Here is a 23,208-nt window from a genome sequence, read left to right on the forward strand (position 1 = left end):
AGTCTCTCAGCGAATGTCGAAGCCATATCTCGTCAGGATGTCAGAGGCCTCGCCGGTCTTGAGAAATTCAAAGAAGGCAACCGCCTCGGGCTTTGTCGCGCCGACATCGGTCAGTCCGATGGGATAAGTCACCCTGTGGTAAAGCGCTGGCGGCACCTCCAGCAATATAACCGCCTCTTGTGCCAGCAGAGCATCGGTCTTGTATACAAATGCCCCGTCTACCTCCCCGCGGTCGGCATAGATCAGCGCCTGGCGCACATCCTTGGCCATTACCAGTTTAGATGCCATTTGTTCATATAGCCCCGCTGTCGTCAGGGCCTCTTCGGTATACTGCCCAGCCGGGACACTTCTGGGACTGCCGATGGCGATGCGTTGAAGTTTAGCAACATCGTCAAGAGATGAAATATCAAGTCCTTTCTTGCCGACAAAGACCAGGCTGTTGTAGGCGAAGGTTCGGACTTCTTCAGACGAAATGTGTTTCTGCTCTACCAGATGGCTCATCCACCTGGAATTAGCGGAAATGAAGATGTCTGCCGGCGCACCCTGCTCGATCTGTTTGGCAAGGGAACCTGAAGAAGCGAAATTGGGTAGTAACAAAACCCCATTAGCCTTTTCCTGGTAGGTGGCAATGAGCTCTTTTGTCGCGTCGGTCATGCTTGCCGCCACGGATAGCCGAACCTCGGCAGCCATTAGGGGCGTAGTCAGAGCTAGACAGAGCAGCAATGGCGTCAGAAGTAAACGCATAAAAATGTCCTTTTCCGCAAGGCCGGATTATTGACCGACTCAGGGGTCACCACCGCTGACTTTCATCGATCACACCCTGGCATAGTGGCCAGCGTTAGTGCTATGTACTAAAGTTAAATAACGATCGTCAAGAAAATGATTATCAGCCGATACTGCCGAAGCTGGCCAGGGCCATTACCCCGTGCATGCGGGGCGGCATCCCCTGATACATCAGCTTGTTCTGTCCCTGCCGGGCAAAACCGCGTTGGCGCAAAAGCAGTTCAAGACCGGCAGAATCCAGGATATCGACAAACAGGTTCTTGTCTGACGGGGTTGCGGCCACTGCTGCATCAAGGAGCAGGCGTGCGCTGCGCGGGTCTGCCTTCGCGGTAGACCAGGGGCCGAGTTGCCATAAATCAATTCCGGTTTGTACCATCGCAAGAGCATTTGGTTGTTGTAGCAGGAAGCTGTCTGCTGCGATCGCTCTGAGTAAATCCCGGCGATCTTCCCCCCAGCTGTCCTGTTCAATAGCAGTCAGACATTCCAGCGTCGCCTCGGCGGAAAGGCGTTGACCCCTGCCTTGACCGCTAACCCTCCAGCGAGTCACCGTATCGGCCTGCGCGAATCCATAACGTTGATACAGGGGCAGCCCCTGCCTCGAAGCAGTGAGCCAGATTCGTTGTAATGGAGATTGCTTCAGAATCTTTAACGCCTCTGCGAGCAGGTGCTTCCCGTAACCTTGTCCGCGCAATTCAGGGTCGATGAGCAGATTGCCGATCCAACCGCTATGGCGGTAACTGACGGCAGAAATGAAGCCGCAGGTTTTTCCGCAATGACGCAAAGCGAGAAAAAAAGGGCGCCACTGATGTTGAAACAGCAGTTGCTCTTTGGTCGGGACAAGCCAGCCTTCGCCGCCGGCAAGGCGCAAAAAAAGGCTCCAATCGGCAGTTGATAAGGGTTGAAGGATCATCGACAAGTTAACCGGCGCGACACAGCTCGATCAGTTCATGGTCAAGCAAGGCGCGTTTGCGGCGGCCGGCAAGGGAACGGACGCGCTGCAATAATTTATTCAGGTCGATCTGCGGCTGCTCCAGTTGCAGTTCATGCAGGCGCTGTTTTAAACCACTGCGGCCGGAATGTTTGCCGACGACAATGTGGCGCTTTAAACCGACCTCCGCCGGATCAAACCCCTCATAGGTGGACGGATGCTTCAAGACACCATCAGCATGCAGACCTGATTCGTGGGAAAAGACCTTTTCACCGACAACAGCCTTCCAGGGTGCTACCGGTCGGCCGCTGGCAGTAGCCACATAGCGGGAAATTTCGGCCAGGTCTGTCGTAAGAATCTGTGGATCAATCATACAGGCCAATTTGAGTGCCATCACCACTTCCTCCAGAGCCGCATTGCCGGCCCGCTCGCCGATACCGTTGACGGTGGTACTGACAAAGGTCGCTCCTGCTCTGACGCCGGCAATCGCATTGGCAGTCGCCATCCCCAGGTCGTTGTGGGTGTGGACTTCCAGGTCGATGGAACTGTGACGCGCCAGGGTGCTGACCTTGTCATAGGTTGTGAACGGGTCGAGCAAGCCCAGGGTGTCACAGAAGCGGAAACGATCGGCACCAAGATCTTCGGTAATAGCCAACAACTCAAGGAGAAAGGTCGTATCGGCGCGTCCGGCATCCTCAGCACCGACGCAGACATAGAGCTGATGCTGCTTGGCGAAGCTGATGGCAACTTTCAGTTGTTCTTTGACCTGTTCACGACTGGAACGTAGTTTGTGACGGATGTGGATGTCGGAAACCGAGATGGAGAGATCGACCGCCTTGATACCGCAGTTTATTGATGCCTGAATATCGGAAATCAGGGCACGGTTCCATGACATCAGGCGCGCGCTCAGATTCAGGTCGACGAGTTTTTTGATGGTGCGCTGTTCACTCTTGCCCATGGCCGGGATGCCGCACTCCAGTTCGCTGACCCCGATTCGGTCGAGCATTGTGGCGATGGCGATTTTTTCGGTGTTGCTGAAGACGATGCCGGCGGTCTGTTCCCCGTCGCGCAGGGTGGTGTCGGAAATGTGGACTTTTTTGCTGGACATAGGCGTAACTCCATCTCGTGGTTAGGGACGCCGTTGTCGCTATTCAATCCTGAATCTATATCCTTAGCAAATACTATGCCTTGCAGGGCAATAGAAAAACACGGGGTAAAGCTGCTATCCGTTGCAGAAAATCTGCTGATTCTTGAGGCAGGGTGTTGAAAAAATGGGCAGACACTAAAACCGGGGACACAAAACCTATTATTTCATAATTGGTATTGTGTCCCCGGTTTTACGGCTTTAATCCTTTTTGACGGCTCTCAAAAAGGAAGTCACTCGGCGCAGAGCCAACCGCTGGTTTTGGCAAGTGTCTTGCAAACGATTAATGGATTGAATTTCGGCATTGCCGCCGGACAACACCAAAATAATTCCTCCCCTCTCAACGGTGCGGCGGGGCGACTTGAACCCTCATTCAAGGAGCTGTCGTGGCTACCAAACCCAACATCAGAGAACTGCTCGTTGAAAGCGCCTGCGAGCACAATCAGACTAAAAAATCAGCATGTAATGCACCTACTCCCGGTGCGACGACGGGCGGCTGTGCCTTTGAAGGCGCACAGATCGCCTTGTTCCCATTCGCCGACGCCGCTCACCTGGTTCACGGCCCCATTACCTGCCTTGGTTCCAGCTGGGAAACCCGCGCCACCCCGACCAGCTGGCCGGGAACCGATCTGACCCAGGTCGGTCTGACCACCGACACCAGCCTTAATGATGTGGTCTTCGGAGGTGAGGAAAAGCTTGCGGCGGCTATTGATCAGACCATTGCCCGCTACCATCCCCAGGCCTTGTTTGTCTATGCTACCTGTGTTACCGCCCTGATCGGTGATGATATCGACAAGGCCTGTCGCGAGGCGGTGCAGCGCCATAACATCCCCTGTGTGCCGGTGCATGCCCCCGGCTTTGTCGGTAGCAAGAACCTCGGCAGTCGTTTAGGTGGCGAAGCGGTGTTGAATCATCTGATCGGCACGCTGGAGCCGGAAGTTACTACCCCCTTCGATATCAATCTGATCGGCGAATACAACGTTACCGGTGATATGTGGCAATACGCGCACCTGCTCGAAGAACTAGGGATCCGCGTTCTCTCCACTTTGAGCGGGGATGGTCGCATTGCCGCGATCCGCACTGCCCATCGGGCCAAACTCAATGTGATTGTCTGTGCCAAATCGCTGGTCTCCATCACCCGCAAGATGGAAGAAAGGTATGGTATTCCCTGGATCTCCCTGTCCTTTTACGGGAAACGAGAGACCTCTGCCGGGCTATTGGCGATTGCTGCGGCTTTTGGTGATGCTGATCTGCTGGACCGGACGCGCAAGCTGGTGGCACGGGAGGAAGCGGCGCTGGAGAAAAAACTTGCTCCATATCGCGAGATCTTTGCCGGCAAAAAAGCGGTGCTCAACACCGGCGGCAATAAAACCTGGTCGATCGCCGCCGCCCTTCAGGATCTGGGCATCGAGGTGGTAGCGACTGCGGTGCGCAAGGCCACGGAAGATGATCGCGCCAAGGCGCGGGAGTATCTTGGGGCTGATGGGGTGCTGATGATGAATCCCGTTGCCGAACAGGCAAAAATTATCGATGAACAGGGCGCTCATATCCTCCTGGCCGGAGGGCGCTCCCTCTATACGGCAATCAAAAAAGGGATCGCCTTTATCGACGTCAATCAGGAGAAAAAAATCAGCTATGGTGCTTATGCGGGACTGCTCAATCTCGCTGAAGACCTCAAGCATGCGCTGGAAAGCCCGGTGTTTGAACTGGCCGGACGGAGGGCACCATGGAACAGCTGAAAACACGGACCAGATACAAATCAACCAGGTCGTTGCAGGTGAATCCCTTCAAATTATCGGCACCGATGGGGGCGACCCTGGCGTTTCTCGGGGTTCACCGGTGCATGCCGCTAATGCACGGCGGCCAGGGGTGCGCCAGTTTTACCAAGGTGTTTTACACCCGTCATTTTGCCGAACCCATTGCCCTGCAGACCACTGCCGTGACCGATGTTACCGCGATTCTCGATGGCGGTGACTACAGCATCAGTGAATCGGTGAAAAACATCGGCAACAAGGTCACACCGGAGTTGATCGGGCTTTATACTACCGGTCTGACCGAAACCAAGGGAGATGATGTCAGTGGTATCGCCAAACGGATGGAGGTGCCGCTGGTCTATGTCAATACCCCCGATTACGAGGGGGGGCTGGAGCAGGGGTGGGCAGCGGCTTGCAGTGCCATGATCAGGCAGCTGACGAATCCTGCCGATAGCATTGACGATAATCAGCTGGTGCTGCTCCCTCATGTCAGTCTGACGCCCATTGAGGTGGAAAAGATCGCTGATCTGATTGCCGCCTTCGGTTTCAATGTCGTGACGCTGCCTGACCTGTCGAGTTCCCTGGATGGTCATCTGGGGGAGAAACAGGCGGCCCTTTCCAGCGGCGGCATCCGTGTCGAACAGATTCGCGATCTGGCGTCAGCCGGACTTGTGGTGAGTGTCGGAACATCAATGAAGCCCTGCGCAGCAGAACTGCAGAAGAAAAATCCGCAGATGCGCCATCATCATTTTCCTCATCTGGCGGGTTTAAGCGCTACCGATGAACTGATCAAGGTGCTACTCGACGAAACCGGTTTTCATGCGCCACCACAGCAGGTCGGGCGCTGGCGAGACCGGCTGCGCGATACCCTGCTCGACGGTCATTTCGCCCTGGGTAAAACCCGTTTTGCCCTGACCGGCGAACCGGATCATCTTGCCGCGCTTGCCGCTGTTATCGGTGAAGCTGGAGGGCGAATCGCTCTTGCCATTGCTGCCACCGATTCTCCCGCGCTCGATAGCCTTGGGGCTGAACGGGTGCTGGTCGGGGATCTGGGGGATGCCGAGGACCTGGCCGCAGACTATGATCTGATTATCGGCGGTACCCATGTAGAGGCCTTGGCCGATCGCCTGGGTAAGGGGATGGTGCTGCGCGGTTTTCCCAACTGGGAGCAACTTGGCAATCAGCTGGTGTATGATTGCCTCTACGAAGGGGGAACCTATTTCATTTGCGAGGTTGCCAACGCGAGCACCCGGCACCGGCATCATGGGAGCAGTAATGAACGGATATAGCGAACAGATTCTGCGCTATGCCAATAATTCCGATTATGTCGGACACTTGGCCGCAGCCGACGGCATCGGTGAGATTGGCCTGGGGGAGGGCGAACGTGGTTCGCACATTGCTGCCCGGTTTTTTATCAAAGTTGACCGGCAGAAGATTGAATCTGTCAGGTTCAAGGCCTTCGGTTGCGGCTATACGATTGCGGCCTGCGTGGCGGCGGCCGAACTTGCAGAAGCATCAACCATCAATGAGATTCTCCAGATCGAAAGGGAAGTCGTGGCCGAGCGGCTGGGCGGGCTGCCTGCTGATCGTCTTTATTGCGCGGATCTGGCGGTCGCGGCGTTGCGGGCGGCAGTTGTCAGTATCGGGCGTCAAGGAGAACCGGTCGCCAGTCGTTTGGCGTTGCACCGGCAGCATGGCGGACCCAGAGTCTCTAGTGCCCATCCACGCTATCGCCGGCTGATGGACAGTTCCTGCCCCCCGGATATCTTTATGGCCGATCGTCATCTGCTCGCCTGTCTGCAGGTAGTCTTGGAGCAGGAGGAATGCCCCCCGGAAATTGTCGTCGGTTTGACATCACAGGAGTTCATCAGCCTGTGGCGAAATTACTTTCCGGACATCGACATTGAGGAGTCAAACGGATCATCGACAGTCAGTATTGATCCTGACTTGGTCAACCTATTACGGGGCTTTATCCAAAATCCGCAAGGGCCCGTAAATACGTTGTCCGGCACGCTGCTGGCCCACATCCTCGCCGCCCGTGCGGCCAGGTCCGGCCATCTCTGGGTGGCCATGGGGCTGTTCGATCGGGCGGAACTTGGCGCCGCGATCAAACGGCATCTGCCGGCACTGTTTGCCGCCAATCATCAGGGAATGCGCTGGAAGCGTTTTTTTTATAAGCAGATCTGTGAACAACGGGGGGGGACTTTATGCAAGAGCCCGGTGTGTGGGGACTGTAGTGAGTATGAATTGTGTTTCTCATAAGTAGGGGCGGGGAAACCCCGCCCTGGAAATTCATAAGTAGAGAGTAGGGGCGGGGTTTCCCCGCCCTGACCTCAGTTGGCCAGCGTTGCCGTCCTTCTGCCCTCCAGTACCTCCAGATCAATATCCTGTCCAACGACCCCGGCGGCATCGGCACGGCACTGTTTGCAGTGACGCGCTTGTGAGAGGATGAGCTCGGCCTGGTTGCGCACCATGTCCATGGTCAGCGTCGTCGGCGGGACAACGTCCCTGAACCTGCCGACGGGAATAACCGGGGTGATGTTCATCATCTGCGCTCCCAGTTCGCGAACCTTGATCGCCAGATCGAGGGTTTCGTGGTCATTGACGGCGGGAATATAGACATGATTGATCTTGACGATCAGGCCGGCCGCGGTTGCCAGCCGCAACCCTTCCAGCTGATTATGCAACAGGATGGCTGCACCTTCTTCGCCCCTGAGCTTTTTGCCCTGATGCCGTACCCATTCATAGACCCTGGCGCCGGTTTCGGGAGTGAGGGCATTGATGGTAATGGTCAGGCTGGTCACCCCGGCGGCAATGATTTTATCAACCGACTGCGGCAACAGCAGGCCATTGGTTGACAGGCACAACTTCATCTGCGGGAATTCCTTGCGGACCAGATCAAACGCGATAAAGGTTTTGGGATTGTCCAAGGGGTCGCCGGGGCCGGCAATACCGACAACTTTGAGTTCGGCGCCACCCTTCATTTCCATATGTCTTTTGACCAGGCGCACGCGCTCCAGCGACTGTTCCGGTGTCAGTACTCGACTGGTGACGCCGGGACGGCTTTCATTGACACAGTCAAAGCGACGCTCACAGAAGCCGCATTTGATATTACAGCCGGGGGCTACCGGCAGGTGGATACGTCCAGCTTTACTGTGATCGCCGCCGAAACAGGGATGATCGGAAATCTTTGTAGCAGTCATCATTGGGCAACCGGTCGCCATGGGTGTCTCCTTATATGAAATCAGGGAAGGGAAAGCGCCGTTGCCTGGCCCGAGATAAAAAAGCCCCGAAAACTCAGTAAGAGTTTCGGGGCGACTGTGCCTTGGGTGAAAGGGTTACATCAACGTATCCCTTGTTTATCGGATTGTTATATTACCTGTTTAGCATATTGCGTGCCAACTATCCGACGGAGGTAATCAGCCGATTTCGGTCCGGTGATAGAGTGAAACTGCCGATAATGTAAGCACATTGTCTTAGGTGCTGCTTTAAAATGGTCCAACCCACTAAGGTCACAGATGCGGGCAAGCCTGCGTCTGCTGCATGTTGCCTTTGCACTGGCCGCCACAGACACTGTCATGAGCCAGTTTCAGCGCCTCGAGAATCGGCCCCGAAGCAATTACCGGACGGATCCCGACTTTTTCCAGCTCCATCCTGGGCAGTTCGCCAATCTGAGCGGTAACCACCGCTTTGCAGTCTTTGATCGCCTCAACGATAGCGTCGAACTGGCGATGACGAAAGGGATGATCCGGGTCAAAGGAACAGTATTTTTCGACTTCAACCTCACCAATCTGTTCCGGGTTGTGACTGCGGTAGTCGTATATCAGAAAGCGCCGGGCGTGACCAAAGTGCTGGTCAACCTCGGTTCCTGATTTGGATGTGACGGCAATACGCATCAGATGCTCTCCTTTTGCAGCGGAGGGTTTAAGTTCCTGCTAAGCCGCCATCGGGGCAAAACTGAAACATTTCTTCGGACAGGCGACGCCACAGGCGGCACAGCCGATACAGTTGTCTTCTGCAACGACATCCATCACCATGCGCGTTGTGTAATTCTCTTCATCTTCAATGTCCAGCGGTGCCAGTACCTTGCGCGAACAGGCCTTGTAGCAGCGACCGCAACCAATACATTTTTCATGATCGATCCCTTCGACAAAAGTTGGGGTCCAGGTTGCACCCCCTTTGGTAATTCCAGTAATGAATGTCATGATGTCTCCTTTGTTATAAATGATGAACTATTTAAGGCAAGGGCGTGATGAATCACGCCCTTGCCTGCTTGTTATTTGAGCATGGCCTTACGCAGCCAGGGTGGTGGGCTGCCGCGCAGCACTTCCTGGAGTTTTTCGATGGTGTCGCTGATCGGCGCTTTGGTTTTGCTTTTGATCGGATGAATCTTCTTGGCAACCAGGCGTGCCGCAGCCGGACCACCGATCTCCGCGACATAGACCAGGGCACAGTCGGCCAGGCCGGCACAGCGGGACTCGATGCGGTCGGCTTCATCCTCTCCGGAAGTGCTGACCTGGACAATGCCGTTGAAACTTGCTGTGTCCGGTCCTACCTTCCAGATAATGAATTCTTCCGCACGGCCGAAATGTTCATCGATATGAACCTTGTCGGTACTGGCAAATGCAACATTCATGTGCAGACCTCGCTCTCTGCTGGAGTCGATGATGTCGAAACGTCTGATGCGGATCATAGGAAAACCAATCTCACACTCGTTCGCTGTGCTCACTCAAGACACGAAGCCACAAAGATCGACACACCAGGGCTTTTGTAATAGTTTGTCATCCCCTAACCCATGTAGAGCACCACTCTTTCGCCTGCACCTTCTCCTGGGGGAGAAGGTGGCAATTCAGTCTTGGTGTCTTCGTGGCTTTGTGTGAGGCGACATTATCCTTTAGCGCATCATCTCGAACCACTGATCCTCACAGGTCTCATCAACCGTATCGAGGAACTTGTTGACGATCATGGTCAACAGATTGACGGTGCCCTGGTAACCGACGACCGGACTGCGATGAAGATTGACCCGGTCCATGATCGGGAAACCAACCCGGAACAGGGGGATTTTAGCGTCACGGGCGACCCACTTGGCGTGGGTGTCACCGATGATAGCGTCAACCGGATCGGTCATGCACAGACTGCGCATGTGCCACAGGTCTTTGTTGACATAAACGGTTCCCTGGGCGCCGTAAAGAGGTGAGGTAGCGAGCAGGGCCTCCATCTCTTTTTTGAATTTTTTGTTCGAGCGGGAGCAGAGGATGTGGTACGGAACAGCTCCCATCTCCAGCAGGAATGAAACGATGCCGAAGAGGTAATCAGGGTCCCCGGCTACGGCGAACTTTTTGCCGTGGATATACTGATGGGCATCGGTCATGGCGTCGACAGCACGGCCGCGTTCCGCTTTGAGTTCAGCCGGGATCGGCTTATCGAACAGTTCGCTGAGGGCCATCAGAAATTCATCGGTCTTGCGGATGCCCATGGGCAGCGGAAGGGTTTTCGTGACACCCTTAAAGTTTTCTTCGACCGTTTTCATGGTGTTTAAGGTTGAATATTTCATCAGTGAAAGGGTCGCTTTGGCGTTGATAGAATCTGCCGCCGCATCAAGGGGTGTGCCGCCACTGTACATGCGGTAGGTGCCATCGCAGACCGAATCAAAGACATCGGAAATATCTGCGAGCATGGTGTAGGGGATATCCATGGCTTCAAGGTATTTTTTGTATTCGCGCAGGTTGCCGGTGTTGCCGTCAAAGCCGGGAATCAGGTTAAGGGTGCCGTTATCGCCCGCCTCGGTCTTTTTACCCTCGGTCAGATATTCCAGCATCGCTTTGAGCATGCTGTCATAACCGTGGATATGCGTGCCGTTAAAACTTGGAGTGTTGGCATAGGGGGTCGGCAGCTCTTTCGGAATATGCCCCTTGTTTTTGGCATTGGTGATAAAGGCAGTGAGGTCATCACCGATAACTTCGGGCATACAGGTGGTGAAAACCGGTATGATCGCGGGTTTATAGAGGGCGTAGGCGTTTTCCAGTCCTTCAAACAGGTTGTTCTGGCCACCGAAAACCGCACCGTCCTCGGTCATGGCATCACTGGTGGCACTGGCCGGTTCACGAAAGTGACGGCTGAAGGTACTGCGGAAATAGGAAGCGCAGCCTTGCGAACCGTGGATGAAGGGAAGAGACCCTTCAAATCCATGGGCAACCATCTGCGCACCCAGCGGTTGGCAGGCATGGGCAGGGTTGATCACCAGGGCCTCGCGGGCAAAGTTTCTCTCTTTATATTCTTCACTGTTAATCCAGTTTTTAACCCGTTCTATTTCTTCTGCCGAATGTTCGGTCATCGGCTTGACGTCGGTTGTGGTACTCATCGTCTATCTCCTAAGTAGTGTCGAAATTTGCCTGGTTTATTTGTGTCGGCACCCTTGATCGGAATATTTTCTCTTGCGGGCAAAACTCGCCAATTGGCTCAAACAGTTCCCCGCTGCGTTCAAACATTCCGATCAAGGGTGCCGGTGTGGCAGTCATCGTTAAAAAGGTGCTTTCACCAGACTCCAGGTCGGCGAGTTGATCGCCATGTCGATATCGCGGGCGAAGATTTTAAATCCTTCGTAGCCGTGATACGGGCCGGAATAATCCCAGCTGTGCATCTGACGGAAGGGGATGCCGGCCTTCTGGAACACGTATTTTTCCTTGATCCCGCTGCCGACCAGGTCGGGCTTCATTTTCTCGACAAATTTTTCCAGTTCAAATTCCGAGACATCATCATAGATGATGGTGCCTTTGGCCATCTCCGGACTGGTGCGGTCATAGTCGTCCTGATGGGCGAACTCGTAGCCGGCGCCGGTAATCTGAATACCCAGGTCTTCGTAGGCACCGATGGTATGACGTGGTCTTAAGCCGCCGACAAAAAGCATGGCGGTTTTTCCTTCGAGGCGGGGTCGATACTCGTCGATAACCTCCTGCATTTGCAGGCGGTATTTTTCGATGACTTTTTCGACATTGGCCTTGATGGTATCGTCAAAGAACTCGGCAATGTCGCGCAGACTTTTTTCGATCTTGGTCGGTCCGAAGAAATTGTATTCCAGCCAGGGGATTCCCCATTTTTCTTCCATCACCTTGCACATGTAGTTCATGGAACGGTAGCAATGGATCAGGTTGAGTTTGACCTGATAGGTGGCGGCAATTTTTTCGATTTCTCCATCACCGGTCCAGACACTCTTGACGTTGAGGCCGATCTCTTCAAGGATCGGCTTGGCGGCCCAGACATCGCCACCGATGTTGTAGTCACCGATCAGAGCTATATCATAGGGGCCGGCAGGTTCGGCAAATTCGCGCTTGCCGATGACATGATCACGGATCGAATCATTGGAGATGTGATGGCCGAGGGATTGGCTGACGCCACGGAAACCCTCACAGTTGCAGGGAACGACAAACTTGCCCAGCTCTTGTTCCATTTTTTTGGTGACGGCATTGATATCATCACCAATCAGTCCGACCGGGCACTCAGAAAGCACCGACAGTCCTTTGTTCAGCGGGAACAGTTCGTCTGCTTCGCGCAACAGGGTTTCGAGCTTCTTGTCACCGCCGTAAACGATATCTTTTTCCTGGAAGTCGGAGGTGAAATCCAGAGGGAAGGAGGTCACTCCCGGAATTCCCTCCATCAGATTGCGCCGGGTCCCCCAGCTGTAGACGCCGCAGCCGATCGGCCCGTGGGAGACATGCACCATGTCACGGATGGGTCCCCAGACCACCCCCTTGGCTCCTGCATAGGCGCAGCCGCGCTGACTCATAATGCCGGGAACCACTTTTTTGTTGGATTTTACCGCACAGGTAGCCGAGGTCGGCTCATTGGCGCCCAGATGCGGGGCGCGTTTTTTTCGAGCTTTTTCCGGCATGGCCGCGAGAGTTTCTTCGATCAATCCTTCCGTGGTCTCGGTGGAAATGCCGTCAATTGTTTTTATTGTATCAGCCATATCAGCTCCTTATTATGAAGATGTCTGCAAAAACTAGGCGTTTTCCGCCACGCCGACAACCGTCTCATCGTCCGCTTCCATAATGCCGAACTCCATCAGCAATTCTTCCAGTTCTTCGATTTCGATCGGAGTCGGAACAACGAACATTGTGTTTTCATCGATTTTGCGAGCCAGTTCACGATATTCCTGCGCCTGGGGATGCTCCGGAGAATACTCAATAACGGTCATGCGACGTAATTCGGCGCGTTGCACCTGATTGTCGCGCGGCACGAAGTGAATCATCTGGGTTCCCAGCCGCTTTGCCAGGGCTTCGATCAGATCCGCTTCACGGTCAGTGTTGCGGCTGTTACAGATCAGGCCGGCAAGCCGGACGCTGCCGGAAGAGGCGTACTTGACAATGCCTTTGGCGATGTTGTTGGCAGCGTACATGGCCATCATCTCGCCGGAGACGACGATGTAGATTTCCTGGGCTTTGTTCTCACGGATCGGCATGGCAAAGCCGCCGCAGACGACGTCACCGAGAACATCATAAAAAACGAAGTCCAGATCGGGGGTGTAAGCACCTTCTTCTTCACAGAAATTGATCGCGGTAATAACGCCGCGGCCGGCACAGCCGACACCGGGTTCAGGACCGCCTGACTCAACGCACTTGATGCCGCCATAGCCGACCCTGAGAACATCCTCAAGCTCCAGGTCCTCGACGGTGCCGAGTTCCCGGACCTTGTCCATTACCGTTTCCTGGGCTTTGGCATGGAGGATCAGGCGGGTGGAGTCGGCCTTCGGATCACAACCGATGATCAGTACTTTTTTCCCCAACTGGGCGAGCCCGGCAACCGTATTCTGGGTGGTAGTGGATTTGCCGATGCCGCCTTTGCCGTAGATTGCGATTTGTCTCATCTTTTTTTCAGCCATGATTGTTTCTCCTTAGTGTTGACGATGGTTCGTCGTTACGGTGGTTGGCCTTCCGGACAAAAAACAGCTTGGCGGCATCTTCGTTGATGTGACTGTAGTGCCGGGATAGCCGGAATAATAAGTGAAAGCCAGGTAGTGCGGTCGACGATGACGTGCGGTTGAAACAGGGAGCAGTCAATTGCAGCTGCTGTTGTAGAAAATAAAAAAAGCCCGAATGGATGACCACGTAATGTGGATTCCTTCGGGCTTCTTTACCGATCAGTTGTACGCTACTGCAATGTAGCGGTCTGACGTATTAATGTTTAAGCTATAAGCACAGGATGTGCCAAGATCCTTGTAATCTGGTTAACCTGCTAATATTTCAGCGAGACTTTTATGTTGTTTTTTTTTATTCAGCTTTAAACTGTTTGCTGCTGTTGTCTGTGCTTAGAAATTGGGCGTCGGTGTCGATTCATTGCCTGTTTTCTGGGCAGGCTGCCTGGGCCGTTGTCAGTCTTCAACAGCAACCAGGGTCAGGGCAAAAGTCAGATCATGCCCGGCCAGAGGATGATTGGCATCGAGAACGACATCCCTGACGTTGCTGGTCATCACCCGCATGATCCGTTGCTCGCCGTCGCTAAAGGTGATGGTCAGAAGCTTGCCGGGTTCCGGTGCTTTATCTGGAGGAAATTGTGACCGATCGACCTTGAGCAGGTTCTCGTTTTTGCGCGGGCCGTAAGCTTGTTCCGCCGTGATCAGGATGCTTCTGGTCTGGCCACAGTGCATGCCGCAGATTTCCTGCTCCAGGGCGGGAAACACCGTCCCGTCACCGACCACAAAGGTCAAAGGGTCATCGCCGTCACGGTTGTCAAAGATGGCACCATGATCGAGGGTGCCGATATAATGGACCGTGACCCTGCTGCCAACCGCTGCTATTTTGTTTCTGTTAGTCGTTGTCATTATTGCATCCCCCGCTGCCTGGCAAAATCGACGAGAAAATCAAAGACCTGTTCTCGTGTCCTGATAAAGCCGGGCATCTGCAGCAGCATCATTTCCTCGATTTTTTCCAGCACGTGCCCATCGGCGCTGCCAATTTCATTCATGACCGCTTCGAGCATCGGCAAGACCTCGTAGAGATCGTCGCGATCAAAAGGTTGAGGATCCGGCTTGCCTTGGAATTTCGGCAGATCCCTGGTCTCTTTCTTGTGCCGGTAGCGATAGAATAAATCTGATGGATTGATGGAAAGATTCATGGGGTTATGCCTCGGCGCAGCCGCCGCACCCTTTACCGCAGCCGGAATGAATACCGAGTTCGCCGGGCTCGGCCTTGCGGCTCTCGGCAATAAAAGTTTCCAGGTCTTTTTCGTTGATAAACCACTGACCCTGCTCCTCGGTCGCGGGAAGCAGCCCGCGCTTGATGTGCATCAGCAGGTTCAGGGTGGTGGAATGGGTTTTTCTCGCAGCGACGTCCAGGGGTATCTGTTTGCTCATGGTCATCATCTTTTCTCCTTTGGTGACATCAACGGGATCAGCTTGCCGGCCTAAATGCCGGTGCCAGAGCCAGCAGCTGAGAGGTCAGTTGCTCAATGTCGGAATACACGGTTCGATTGAGTTTTTTCAGCCAGTGCCCCGGCAGGCTCTCTTCGCCATAAAGGGCCCCGGCGATCATGCCGGCGATGGCACCGGTGGTGTCCGCGTCCCCCCCCTGGTTAACCACACCAACCAGACATTCTTCAAAATCGGCGGTGGTAAACAGAAAATGAAAAACGGTGCGTAAGGTATCGACGATATAACCTGATGCCTGGCCGTTATAGTCATTAAAACGAAAATTCGGATGTTGTTTCACCAGTTGCCGGGTCAGTTTGTGCAGGGCAAAGCGATCACCGCCGGCCATGGCGACATGAAGCATGGAGCCGATACACAGGCAGCCGGCATCCGACAGCGGATGGTGATGAGTCAGATGCGCCTGTTCAAGGGTGTAGCGCTTCAGCAGTTCGCTGCTGCCGTAACTGACCAGCGCTACCGGACACATGCGCATCGCTGCACCATTACCGGCATCCCATTCATTGAAAGACATTTCCAGGATGCCCGTGTGCAGATAGGTGCGAATCCCCTTGCGTACCGTGGCCCCGATGTCGATGGGCTTGGAGCGCATCCAGGCGACAAAATAATCGGCAATCTGCTGGAGATTCCAGTCGCCGGCGTCGACCACGGCCTGCGCCAGGGCCAGGGACATTTCCGTATCGTCGGTAACCTGACCTGCTTTAATCCCGAGCCAGCCGCCGCCGATAATACGGTTGTGGATCTGATACGTTCTTTGGATCTCGGTCGGGATCATGAACTCGGTAGTTGCACCCAGAGCGTCGCCCAGGGCCAGGCCGAGAAATGCCCCGCGCGCACGTGAGAGAATCATCTGTCGCTCGTTGTTGCTCATCCGCCGATCAGGACCTTGACGTTGTAATCACCGCCGATGACCAGATATTCATCTTCTCCCTTGAACAGGGATTTCGGCAGCACCCCGGAAAGAAAAAAGATTTTGGTTAAGGGAATTTCTGCCTGCAGCACCCGCGAACCAAACTCCCAGGCCCGTTCAAAATCAGCGGTAAAAGAATTCAGATTGTTCAGTCGCATCAGGCACAGGTTGCCGTCCTTTTTAAGAATGACGTGATCTTCCAGTTCATTGATGCCGCGATAGAGGGTTCGGTGGGTTGCCTGGGCATTGCGGTGAAGCAGGTACTGAACGTACTCATAGAGCAGATCCAGTTGCGAAAGAATCGCGCTGGTTCTGGCTGAGCCGCGCATGCGATCGACCAGATAAAGAAAATAGCCTTCCGATTGAATACCGTCGATGGTGATGCGGTGAAACGTCGGCAACAATCCCAGACGTGATTCCACCCATCCTTTAAGGACCGCTCCTTCGATGGAATTGCTGTCAAAGAGCCAGCCGCGTAAAAATCGCAAGTAACTGTTTTTGAGGCTTTTACGGCTGTTTGGTGAATCTTCCCGTTGCCATTGATGAAGTTGGAAGGTGACATCCATAAAATCGTGAAACAGAGTCCCGCACACCTGCAGGTCGGATATCCCGTCGAGGCGGGGCAGCAGCTTATTAAGGCATTGGGTTCCCTGGATCTGAATCCGTTGAGGATTTTCGTTGTAATGGTGCGACGCAATCGACCAGGGGGGCAGATTACTCAGGTTCATGGCACCGATATGGCTGCTGCACTGCCCGCTCAGATCATCCCTCCGTCAGCAGGATCGCTTCAGCAACCTGGCTGATGCTTTTACGTTTATCCATGGCCAGCTTCTGGATCTTGCGATGGGCCTGAGGTTCCGTCATTCCGTTTTTGATCAGCAGGGCTTTGGCGCGGTCGACCAGCTTGCGGGTCTCCAGGCTTTCCTTGAGGGCGGCAACCTCGTCACGCAGATTGGACAGCTGGATAAACTGATGGATAGCCATGTCGACGGTGATTTTCAGTTGATCGGCGCGGAACGGTTTCATCAGGTAGTGATGGACCCCGGCCTCAATGGCCCTTGAAACCGTATCATGATCAGTGGTGCCGGTCAGCAGCACCAGGGCGCCGGTGGGGTTCTGGTTGATGGTGGCCGCAGCGGTGATGCCGTCCATGACCGGCATGGTAACATCCATGACGATCAACAGGGGCTGGTGGGCTGATGCCAGGGCAACCGCCTGGGAACCGTCGGCCGCTTCAAACAGCTCATCAAAACCATAGTCGCTCAAGGTATCGGCGACCTGCCTGCGGATCAGGGGTTCGTCATCAGCGATCAAGGCCTTTTTCATGAGGGTTCCTTACGTCGCCGGACGTGCTGTTACCACTTGGGCTTCAGCACGTCCGGGTGATGGTTTAGGCGTTGATGCGTTTATTCAAATCACTATTCGTCAGTGGTTAGTAGGACGACATGCCGGTGGAGGAACCACCGCGGAAATCCGGGTAGGCTTCCATGCCGAGTTCGGATGCATCGCAGCCGCTCATTTCGACCTCTTTGCTGACGCGGATGCCAACGCTGTATTTCAACGCCAGCCAGACCAGGGCACTGGTGATCATGACAAAGGCGCCAACGGCGATAACACCAACAAGCTGTACCACAAAACTGGCATCGGAATTGGTCAGTGGTACTGCCAGAGTTCCCCAGATGCCGCAGACCAGGTGGACTGAAAGGGCACCAACGACATCGTCAATCTTGAGTTTGTCGAACAGTGGGATGGCCAGCACCACCAGAATACCACCAATGGCACCGATAATCACGGCCATGCCGGGGGATGGGGAAGCAGGCTCTGCAGTAATCGATACCAGACCGGCGAGGGCACCGTTGAGGGCCATGGACAGATCGACCTTTTTATAGATCAGCTGCAGCATGATCATGGCGGCAACGATACCACCGGCAGCACCCAGGTTGGTGTTCAGGTAAACATTGGACATCTCGACCACGGCGTCGGCAGAGCCCAGGGCCAGAACCGAACCGCCATTGAAACCGAACCAGCCCATCCACAGGATGAAGGTACCCAGGGTAGCCAGGGGCATATTCGAGCCGGGCAGGGGGGTGACCCGGCCGTCTTTGCCGAATTTTCCGGACCGTGCTCCGAGAATAATGGCACCGGTCAGAGCCGCCCAGCCACCAACCGAGTGAACGATGGTTGAACCGGCATAGTCGGAGAAGCCCATCTCACTCAGCCAGCCGCCACCCCAGCTCCAGGCACCCTGGATCGGGTAGATGATGGCGGTCAGAACAACGACAAAACCTAAGAAAGGCCAGAGTTTGATGCGTTCGGCAACGGTACCGGAAACGACCGAAGCGGCAGTGGCAACGAAAACCATCTGGAAGAACCAGTCGGAGCCGGCGGAGTATCCGCCCGAATAATCACCACCCAGAGCAGCAGCGTCATCCGCTCCCCAGAGCCCGAAGCTGCCCATGAAGCCGCCATCGACACCCGAGTACATCAGGTTGTAACCGATCAGGTAGTAGAGAATGCCGGCAATGGAGTACAGGGAGATGTTTTTCAGACAGATGGTTGCAACGTTCTTTGAGCGTACCAGTCCGGCCTCGAGCATAGCAAAACCGGCTGCCATCCACATGACCAGTACACCACTGATCAGAAAGGAGAAGCTGTTGAGGATATAGGCGACTTCGGTAATTACCGTCTCTTCAGCAAGGGCCAGGCTTGGCAGTAGAACCAGACCGGCAAGCAATATCAGTTGTTTTTTCATTCTCGTGTCTCCTTTTCAGGGAAATTGGGTGTGTTTTATGTCGGTTAAATACCAAAGATTAAAGGGACTCTTCGCCGGTTTCACCGGTACGGATGCGGATTGACTGCTCAATGTTACTGACGAAAATCTTGCCGTCGCCGATGCGTCCGGTCCCTGCAGTTGTCTTGATTGCCTCGACCAGTTCACTGACCCGTTCATCGCTGGTGACCAGTTCAAGTTTGATTTTCGGGATGAAATCAACCTGGTATTCGGCTCCACGATAGAGTTCGGTATGTCCTTTCTGGCGGCCAAAGCCGCGTACCTCACTCACGGTCATGCCGGTGATGCCAAGTTCGCAGATAGCGCTCTTGACGTCTTCAAGCTTGAACGGTTTGATAATGCATTCCACTTTTTTCATCAGCTGACCTCTTTCTTGTCGGTGTTAAAATATAAAAGGCGCAATGAACCCAACGATGTGGGTGCAGAGCGCCTTTGCTCGATGGTTTTCAGGTTGTCATGCCCTCGTGGCGGTTGTATCCGGATCAGGACGCTGCTTGATGACGGACAACCTTGTTGTTTAGCATGGTTTGTGCCAACTGCTGCAAGTGACTGTTTGTCCTTTGATCACCTGCAGGAAAAGGGAGGATATGCCTTCTTTTTGAGCAATCAGCGGGTGGGGTGGACAAAAAAAGTGCACTCAGACCGGCAGCTGTAAGGTGAAACAGGTGCCGCCTTCCGGGTTGTCAGCCACTGTCAAACTGCCCTGGTACGTCGTAATGATTTTACGACACAGATAGAGCCCCAGGCCGGTGCCGGTGCCGTCCTTGCGATTGGTGAAAAAGGGCTCAAATATCTGCTCTTTGAGGTGATCAGGAATACCGGGACCGGTATCGGCGATGTGGATCAGCACATGTTCCGGCGTACAGCGGGTGCTGATCCGGAGTGTTCCCTTGGGCTCCATCGCCTGGATCGCGTTGAGTATCAGGTTGATGAAAATCTGTTTAAACTTGTTGGCGTCAACATCAGGCAACGGCAGCTTGTGAAAGTCCTTGCTGATGTGAACCTGATGTTTTTTGATTTCATAGGTCAGCAGGGTCAGCACGTCAGCGATGGTCTGGTTGAGATCGGTCGGGGCACGGCGATCCTCCTGCTGTCCGGAATACGTCAGCAGTTCCGAGGTCAGCTGGGACAGTCGCTCCACCTCCAGGGCGATACGTTCGAGCAGCTCACGTCCCTGATCCGCAGCGGGTTCGGTTTCCTGCAGGATCTGGCAGGCATAACTGATAACCGCTAAGGGATTGTTGATTTCATGGGCGATGCCGGCGCTCATGCGTCCCACTTCAGCAAGTTTTTCCGATTGAATGGTCTGCGCCAGAAGTTGCTCGAATTCAGTGATGTCCTCCACGGCAATCACGGCACCAACGGTTTCGCTGTCGTCTTTCAGGGGTGATAAAAAACGATTCTGCAGACGGTTCTGGCCACTCTGGCCACGGTGAACAATCCGTAACTGCTGGGCTTCGCCGCTCCTTAACACTTCTCGCAAGCGCTCGGAGATCCCCTCTTCTTCCAGGTTTGGAAACAGCTCAAGCAACGACTTGCCGCTGGCTGCTGCACTGCTGATGCCGCTCATGCGGGCCATACTGCGGTTCCATGAGGTAATGCGCAGATGCCGGTCAACCGTGTACAGGCCGATACTGATGCTGGTCAGGATCTGTTCATTGAGGTGGTGGAGCTGCTCTTTTTCCCGCGACACCTGACACAGGTCGCGGTACAGATGAGCATTGTCGATGGCAATCGCTGCCTGCCCGGCAAGGATGGCGAGGGTATCGCAGTCCTGGGCGGTAAAGGCCTCCGGCTGGCAGCTTTCGACGTTAAAGACCCCGATCACCTTGTCGCGGGCGATGAGGGGAACGGCCATTTCCGAACGCGCGGCGTCGATACCGGGAATGTAGTCGTCTTCCGGTGCAATATTATTAATCAGATACGGACGCCCGAACTTGGCGGCCTTGCCCATAACCCCCTGGCCGAGGCCGATGGGGCGGGCGACGGCCTCCTCGCTGTAGCCATAGCTGGCGGCTGTTTCGAGGGTGTCTGTTTCAGGGTTAAGAAGGCGGATGATCGCATTGTCAAAGGTGAAAACCTCTTGAGATACCTGCAGAATCCGTTGCAGCAACGGATCGATGTCGGTGATGGCGGCGAGTTCTTTGCCGATGTCGAGCAGGGCGCGGAATAATAGCTGGTTCTGGTGAAACATGGGTGGTTTTCCCTTTCTTGGTATTGTTCTTGGAGAGAAGAACTAGCACAGACAGTGCCAACCTAAAGGATGGTTCCCTTTTGTGGGTAAGCTATGCATTTCCAACCTGCATGCAGGATGACTATAATGGACATTGCACTACGACCAGACGAGATCTTTCTGGGGTGCAAGCGTGGTTGAATGTCAATTAAGGGAAGGTGATTATGGAACAACTCTTTACAGCGCTTGAGCAGATTACACGCGAACAATACGACAATGGTGATTTGCCAAAATGGTTGGCAGATCCTGTGTTTCATGTGGCGAGGAATCCGTCATTATATGAAGGGAAGGATTATCTCGTTGAAGTATTGCTGGATCAAGTGCGCGAGTATGATGTCTATGCTGAAGCGGGATGCTGCAAGTGGGCGTACGACCACGAGGATATTGCCAGGACCCTGCGCTGCCTGGAGGAGGGGCAGGACTGATGTTTCCGCAACTCCAGGCGGTGATGAAGATCGCTCAGGATGAACAGGAATTGCCCGATTATCTGGCTGAGCAGGTGCAGTTTATAATCGATCATCAGGAACGGCACCGCTCCAGAAAACCGGAGATTGAAAACCTGATTGATCAGATCGCCCAGTACGACACCTACGGTCAGACCGGGTATCTGGGGATGGGGGTGAATAATGTCATTCTTGCTAACACCTTGAGGCGGTTGCTCGATACGTGATTGTTGAATCTAAAAGGGGGGGGGTGTGGTGTGCCGCCCGCCGCCATCCTCTTTTGTGATGCAGCCTGATAGCATACAATATGCATCATTGTAGCTCTGGAGATATATTATGAAAAATAAAGCATTATTTGTTTTATTGACGACATTTTTTTCCTTGACGGGTTGTTCATCACAACAATTGTACAGCTCCGGCCAAGCATGGCAGAGGAATGAGTGCAGGAAAGCGATTGATCAAGAAGAATACCGTCGCTGCATGGAAAGTGCAAACACACCATATGAAGAGTACATACGACAAACGGACGAACTTAAAAGCAGGAGGTAACGTTCTTTCGCAATTGTAAAAAAAACCAAATTACGGTGGTGGCCAGAATCCTCGCATCGCCGCCGGTTATCATGAACCGTCGTCCGTCTTTAGTTCGATACCATAATCGATCATTCACGCGTGCTGATGACGTCACATCAATCAACCTGATACAATGATACTGTTCTGTGAGGAAGGCTACCAGGAGTAGATGCTGAAAATTACCGGAATAATAACGACCTGTAGAGGAGAAGTAATCGATGAGAAAGATTCTCAGTTTAATCCACGATGACTTTGAGGACCTGGAATTGTGGTATCCGATTCTCCGGTTACAAGAAGCCGGATATGCCGTTGATATTGCCGGAGAACAGGCAAACCATACCTATCACGGGAAATACGGTGTCCCTGCCGTGTCAGGCCTGTCGTATGCAGAGGTGCGTGTCGATGACTATGAGGGGCTGCTGATCCCTGGTGGTTGGGCTCCAGATAAAATCAGACGTTTCCCGGACGTCCTCGACATCGTCCGGACCATGAATGCACGTGGAGACGTCATCGGACAAATCTGCCATGCCGGCTGGGTGAGTATTTCTGCAGGAATCTTGCAAGGAAAACATGTCACCAGTACGCCTGGCATCAAGGATGACATGGAAAATGCCGGCGGTCTGTGGCATGACCAGGCGGTGGTTGTTGATGGTAATCTGGTATCAAGTCGACGTCCACCAGATCTCCCCGAGTATATGAAAGCGTTCCTCACCGCCTTGTCGACGTAGGTCAACCCCGCGAGACGATCGCGACACTACGTCGACCAACGCATAGGCCACCTCGTTGGAAATCAAAAAAACAGGAGGCGTCATGAAGAAAAATCTACATTTTGTTCTTTTGTTTTTAGTCTTCTGGGCCCCTTCGTCTTTTGCAGGAGAAGCTGATGTTGTTGACGTGAAAGTCAGTAAGGGGGGCAACAACTCTTACAGTTTTACTGTAACCGTTTTGCACAAGGATAGCGGGTGGGATCATTATGCAAATAAATGGGATATTATTGACGGAGACGGGATAGTTTTAGGAACCAGGACCCTTCATCATCCTCATGTTGAAGAACAACCATTTACAAGGAGTTTATCAGGAGTTGAAATCCCTGATAATATCAGGGCGGTCACGGTACGCGCCCATGATTCTGTCCATGAATATGGTGGCAAAGTCGTCAATCTGGAATTGCCGTAATTCAACCCAATGACAACAATTTTTTACAAACGTACCCACCGGCCGGACCATGCATC

The 23,208-nt window shown here is 53.9% G+C and carries 27 protein-coding genes; 8 read left to right on the forward strand and 19 right to left on the reverse strand.

Annotated elements, in window-relative coordinates; translation table 11 throughout:
* Positions 1–6: 6 nt before the first annotated feature.
* The 3 genes from modA to nifV all read right to left on the reverse strand — a co-directional run bounded on the left by modA (position 7) and on the right by nifV (position 2,819).
* Complete coding sequence (gene modA / locus AC1931_RS08435) at positions 7–744, reverse strand: molybdate ABC transporter substrate-binding protein (protein WP_483876808.1); 738 nt, start codon at positions 742–744, stop codon at positions 7–9.
* A 142-nt stretch (positions 745–886) separates the two neighbouring features.
* Positions 887–1,693 carry a GNAT family N-acetyltransferase gene (locus AC1931_RS08440; RefSeq protein WP_483876809.1) on the reverse strand — a complete coding sequence of 269 codons (807 nt, stop codon included), beginning with the start codon at positions 1,691–1,693 and terminating at the stop codon, positions 887–889.
* Positions 1,694–1,700: 7 nt separating this feature from the next.
* Complete coding sequence (nifV, locus tag AC1931_RS08445; protein ID WP_483876810.1) at positions 1,701–2,819, reverse strand: homocitrate synthase; 1,119 nt, start codon at positions 2,817–2,819, stop codon at positions 1,701–1,703.
* A 422-nt stretch (positions 2,820–3,241) separates the two neighbouring features.
* Here nifV and nifE point away from each other — a divergent pair, with 422 nt between their 5' ends.
* The 3 genes from nifE to AC1931_RS08460 are packed head-to-tail and all read left to right on the forward strand — an operon-like array spanning position 3,242 to position 6,871.
* Positions 3,242–4,594, forward strand: coding sequence for a nitrogenase iron-molybdenum cofactor biosynthesis protein NifE (gene nifE / locus AC1931_RS08450; protein WP_483876811.1), 1,353 nt, complete (start codon positions 3,242–3,244; stop codon positions 4,592–4,594).
* Positions 4,582–5,898 (forward strand): nitrogenase iron-molybdenum cofactor biosynthesis protein NifN, encoded by a 1,317-nt coding sequence (nifN, locus tag AC1931_RS08455; RefSeq protein ID WP_483876812.1) that lies wholly within the window; start codon positions 4,582–4,584, stop codon positions 5,896–5,898. The genes nifE and nifN overlap by 13 nt, the downstream gene beginning before the upstream one ends.
* Positions 5,885–6,871, forward strand: coding sequence for a nitrogen fixation protein NifQ (locus AC1931_RS08460; RefSeq protein ID WP_483876813.1), 987 nt, complete (start codon positions 5,885–5,887; stop codon positions 6,869–6,871). Before nifN ends, AC1931_RS08460 begins: the two co-directional genes overlap by 14 nt.
* 71 nt (positions 6,872–6,942) lie before the next feature.
* Here the strand turns inward: AC1931_RS08460 and AC1931_RS08465 are convergent, their stop codons facing one another.
* From AC1931_RS08465 to AC1931_RS08540, 16 genes are all read right to left on the reverse strand, one after another.
* On the reverse strand, positions 6,943–7,833 hold the full coding sequence (locus tag AC1931_RS08465) for a radical SAM protein (protein ID WP_483876814.1): 891 nt from the start codon (positions 7,831–7,833) through the stop codon (positions 6,943–6,945).
* Between the two features lie 288 nt (positions 7,834–8,121).
* A complete protein-coding gene (locus AC1931_RS08470; RefSeq protein WP_483876815.1) occupies positions 8,122–8,505 on the reverse strand; it encodes a NifB/NifX family molybdenum-iron cluster-binding protein in 384 nt (127 codons plus the stop codon).
* 39 nt (positions 8,506–8,544) lie between these two features.
* On the reverse strand, positions 8,545–8,814 hold the full coding sequence (fdxB, locus tag AC1931_RS08475) for a ferredoxin III, nif-specific (RefSeq protein WP_483876816.1): 270 nt from the start codon (positions 8,812–8,814) through the stop codon (positions 8,545–8,547).
* Between the two features lie 71 nt (positions 8,815–8,885).
* Positions 8,886–9,302 (reverse strand): nitrogen fixation protein NifX, encoded by a 417-nt coding sequence (nifX, locus tag AC1931_RS08480; protein WP_483876817.1) that lies wholly within the window; start codon positions 9,300–9,302, stop codon positions 8,886–8,888.
* A 201-nt stretch (positions 9,303–9,503) separates the two neighbouring features.
* Positions 9,504–10,970, reverse strand: a complete 1,467-nt coding sequence (gene nifK, locus AC1931_RS08485) for a nitrogenase molybdenum-iron protein subunit beta (RefSeq protein ID WP_483876818.1) — start codon at positions 10,968–10,970, stop codon at positions 9,504–9,506.
* A 159-nt stretch (positions 10,971–11,129) separates the two neighbouring features.
* Positions 11,130–12,575, reverse strand: a complete 1,446-nt coding sequence (nifD, locus tag AC1931_RS08490) for a nitrogenase molybdenum-iron protein alpha chain (RefSeq protein ID WP_483876819.1) — start codon at positions 12,573–12,575, stop codon at positions 11,130–11,132.
* Between the two features lie 33 nt (positions 12,576–12,608).
* The gene (gene nifH, locus AC1931_RS08495) at positions 12,609–13,472 is read right to left on the reverse strand and encodes a nitrogenase iron protein (protein WP_483876935.1); all 864 of its coding nucleotides are present in this window, start codon (positions 13,470–13,472) and stop codon (positions 12,609–12,611) included.
* A gap of 504 nt (positions 13,473–13,976) precedes the next feature.
* Positions 13,977–14,426, reverse strand: coding sequence for an FKBP-type peptidyl-prolyl cis-trans isomerase (locus tag AC1931_RS08500; protein WP_483876820.1), 450 nt, complete (start codon positions 14,424–14,426; stop codon positions 13,977–13,979).
* Positions 14,426–14,719, reverse strand: a complete 294-nt coding sequence (locus tag AC1931_RS08505) for a hypothetical protein (RefSeq protein WP_483876821.1) — start codon at positions 14,717–14,719, stop codon at positions 14,426–14,428. Before AC1931_RS08505 ends, AC1931_RS08500 begins: the two co-directional genes overlap by 1 nt.
* Before the next feature lie 4 nt (positions 14,720–14,723).
* Positions 14,724–14,966, reverse strand: a complete 243-nt coding sequence (locus tag AC1931_RS08510; protein ID WP_483876822.1) for a hypothetical protein — start codon at positions 14,964–14,966, stop codon at positions 14,724–14,726.
* Positions 14,967–14,994: 28 nt separating this feature from the next.
* Complete coding sequence (draG, locus tag AC1931_RS08515; protein WP_483876823.1) at positions 14,995–15,900, reverse strand: ADP-ribosyl-[dinitrogen reductase] hydrolase; 906 nt, start codon at positions 15,898–15,900, stop codon at positions 14,995–14,997.
* Complete coding sequence (locus AC1931_RS08520; protein ID WP_483876824.1) at positions 15,897–16,667, reverse strand: NAD(+)--dinitrogen-reductase ADP-D-ribosyltransferase; 771 nt, start codon at positions 16,665–16,667, stop codon at positions 15,897–15,899. Before AC1931_RS08520 ends, draG begins: the two co-directional genes overlap by 4 nt.
* A gap of 34 nt (positions 16,668–16,701) precedes the next feature.
* The gene (locus AC1931_RS08525) at positions 16,702–17,265 is read right to left on the reverse strand and encodes an ANTAR domain-containing response regulator (RefSeq protein WP_483876825.1); all 564 of its coding nucleotides are present in this window, start codon (positions 17,263–17,265) and stop codon (positions 16,702–16,704) included.
* Positions 17,266–17,371: 106 nt separating this feature from the next.
* On the reverse strand, positions 17,372–18,691 hold the full coding sequence (locus AC1931_RS08530; protein WP_483876826.1) for an ammonium transporter: 1,320 nt from the start codon (positions 18,689–18,691) through the stop codon (positions 17,372–17,374).
* Between the two features lie 58 nt (positions 18,692–18,749).
* Positions 18,750–19,088 carry a P-II family nitrogen regulator gene (locus tag AC1931_RS08535; protein WP_483876827.1) on the reverse strand — a complete coding sequence of 113 codons (339 nt, stop codon included), beginning with the start codon at positions 19,086–19,088 and terminating at the stop codon, positions 18,750–18,752.
* A gap of 279 nt (positions 19,089–19,367) precedes the next feature.
* Positions 19,368–20,924 (reverse strand): ATP-binding protein, encoded by a 1,557-nt coding sequence (locus AC1931_RS08540; RefSeq protein WP_483876828.1) that lies wholly within the window; start codon positions 20,922–20,924, stop codon positions 19,368–19,370.
* Positions 20,925–21,127: 203 nt separating this feature from the next.
* Between AC1931_RS08540 and AC1931_RS08545 the strand changes: the two genes are divergently transcribed.
* From AC1931_RS08545 to AC1931_RS08565, 5 genes are all read left to right on the forward strand, one after another.
* Positions 21,128–21,388 (forward strand): GSU3529 family protein, encoded by a 261-nt coding sequence (locus tag AC1931_RS08545; protein WP_483876829.1) that lies wholly within the window; start codon positions 21,128–21,130, stop codon positions 21,386–21,388.
* Entirely contained in the window at positions 21,388–21,633 is a 246-nt protein-coding gene (locus AC1931_RS08550) for a GSU3529 family protein (protein ID WP_483876830.1), read from the forward strand. Before AC1931_RS08545 ends, AC1931_RS08550 begins: the two co-directional genes overlap by 1 nt.
* A gap of 109 nt (positions 21,634–21,742) precedes the next feature.
* Complete coding sequence (locus AC1931_RS08555; protein WP_483876831.1) at positions 21,743–21,955, forward strand: hypothetical protein; 213 nt, start codon at positions 21,743–21,745, stop codon at positions 21,953–21,955.
* A gap of 239 nt (positions 21,956–22,194) precedes the next feature.
* Positions 22,195–22,704, forward strand: a complete 510-nt coding sequence (locus AC1931_RS08560; protein ID WP_483876832.1) for a type 1 glutamine amidotransferase domain-containing protein — start codon at positions 22,195–22,197, stop codon at positions 22,702–22,704.
* Between the two features lie 82 nt (positions 22,705–22,786).
* Positions 22,787–23,152 carry a hypothetical protein gene (locus AC1931_RS08565; RefSeq protein WP_483876833.1) on the forward strand — a complete coding sequence of 122 codons (366 nt, stop codon included), beginning with the start codon at positions 22,787–22,789 and terminating at the stop codon, positions 23,150–23,152.
* Positions 23,153–23,208 lie beyond the last annotated feature (56 nt).

This window comes from Pelovirga sp. C15f (assembly GCF_057178085.1).

What these genes read in the sequence shown, in the direction of transcription:
- AC1931_RS08460 (WP_483876813.1), top strand. Translation starts at nt 5,885, where the DNA reads ATGAACGGATATAGCGAACAGATTCTGCGCTATGCCAATAATTCCGAT.
- AC1931_RS08440 (WP_483876809.1), bottom strand. Translation starts at nt 1,693, where the DNA reads ATGATCCTTCAACCCTTATCAACTGCCGATTGGAGCCTTTTTTTGCGC.
- AC1931_RS08565 (WP_483876833.1), top strand. Translation starts at nt 22,787, where the DNA reads ATGAAGAAAAATCTACATTTTGTTCTTTTGTTTTTAGTCTTCTGGGCC.
- AC1931_RS08510 (WP_483876822.1), bottom strand. Translation starts at nt 14,966, where the DNA reads ATGATGACCATGAGCAAACAGATACCCCTGGACGTCGCTGCGAGAAAA.
- modA (WP_483876808.1), bottom strand. Translation starts at nt 744, where the DNA reads ATGCGTTTACTTCTGACGCCATTGCTGCTCTGTCTAGCTCTGACTACG.
- AC1931_RS08555 (WP_483876831.1), top strand. Translation starts at nt 21,743, where the DNA reads ATGAAAAATAAAGCATTATTTGTTTTATTGACGACATTTTTTTCCTTG.
- nifK (WP_483876818.1), bottom strand. Translation starts at nt 10,970, where the DNA reads ATGAGTACCACAACCGACGTCAAGCCGATGACCGAACATTCGGCAGAA.
- nifV (WP_483876810.1), bottom strand. Translation starts at nt 2,819, where the DNA reads ATGTCCAGCAAAAAAGTCCACATTTCCGACACCACCCTGCGCGACGGG.
- AC1931_RS08525 (WP_483876825.1), bottom strand. Translation starts at nt 17,265, where the DNA reads ATGAAAAAGGCCTTGATCGCTGATGACGAACCCCTGATCCGCAGGCAG.
- AC1931_RS08540 (WP_483876828.1), bottom strand. Translation starts at nt 20,924, where the DNA reads ATGTTTCACCAGAACCAGCTATTATTCCGCGCCCTGCTCGACATCGGC.
- nifX (WP_483876817.1), bottom strand. Translation starts at nt 9,302, where the DNA reads ATGATCCGCATCAGACGTTTCGACATCATCGACTCCAGCAGAGAGCGA.
- nifN (WP_483876812.1), top strand. Translation starts at nt 4,582, where the DNA reads ATGGAACAGCTGAAAACACGGACCAGATACAAATCAACCAGGTCGTTG.
- draG (WP_483876823.1), bottom strand. Translation starts at nt 15,900, where the DNA reads ATGAGCAACAACGAGCGACAGATGATTCTCTCACGTGCGCGCGGGGCA.
- AC1931_RS08500 (WP_483876820.1), bottom strand. Translation starts at nt 14,426, where the DNA reads ATGACAACGACTAACAGAAACAAAATAGCAGCGGTTGGCAGCAGGGTC.
- AC1931_RS08550 (WP_483876830.1), top strand. Translation starts at nt 21,388, where the DNA reads ATGTTTCCGCAACTCCAGGCGGTGATGAAGATCGCTCAGGATGAACAG.
- AC1931_RS08470 (WP_483876815.1), bottom strand. Translation starts at nt 8,505, where the DNA reads ATGCGTATTGCCGTCACATCCAAATCAGGAACCGAGGTTGACCAGCAC.
- AC1931_RS08465 (WP_483876814.1), bottom strand. Translation starts at nt 7,833, where the DNA reads ATGGCGACCGGTTGCCCAATGATGACTGCTACAAAGATTTCCGATCAT.
- AC1931_RS08545 (WP_483876829.1), top strand. Translation starts at nt 21,128, where the DNA reads ATGGAACAACTCTTTACAGCGCTTGAGCAGATTACACGCGAACAATAC.
- AC1931_RS08530 (WP_483876826.1), bottom strand. Translation starts at nt 18,691, where the DNA reads ATGAAAAAACAACTGATATTGCTTGCCGGTCTGGTTCTACTGCCAAGC.
- AC1931_RS08505 (WP_483876821.1), bottom strand. Translation starts at nt 14,719, where the DNA reads ATGAATCTTTCCATCAATCCATCAGATTTATTCTATCGCTACCGGCAC.
- nifD (WP_483876819.1), bottom strand. Translation starts at nt 12,575, where the DNA reads ATGGCTGATACAATAAAAACAATTGACGGCATTTCCACCGAGACCACG.
- fdxB (WP_483876816.1), bottom strand. Translation starts at nt 8,814, where the DNA reads ATGACATTCATTACTGGAATTACCAAAGGGGGTGCAACCTGGACCCCA.
- AC1931_RS08560 (WP_483876832.1), top strand. Translation starts at nt 22,195, where the DNA reads ATGAGAAAGATTCTCAGTTTAATCCACGATGACTTTGAGGACCTGGAA.
- nifH (WP_483876935.1), bottom strand. Translation starts at nt 13,472, where the DNA reads ATGAGACAAATCGCAATCTACGGCAAAGGCGGCATCGGCAAATCCACT.
- AC1931_RS08520 (WP_483876824.1), bottom strand. Translation starts at nt 16,667, where the DNA reads ATGAACCTGAGTAATCTGCCCCCCTGGTCGATTGCGTCGCACCATTAC.
- AC1931_RS08535 (WP_483876827.1), bottom strand. Translation starts at nt 19,088, where the DNA reads ATGAAAAAAGTGGAATGCATTATCAAACCGTTCAAGCTTGAAGACGTC.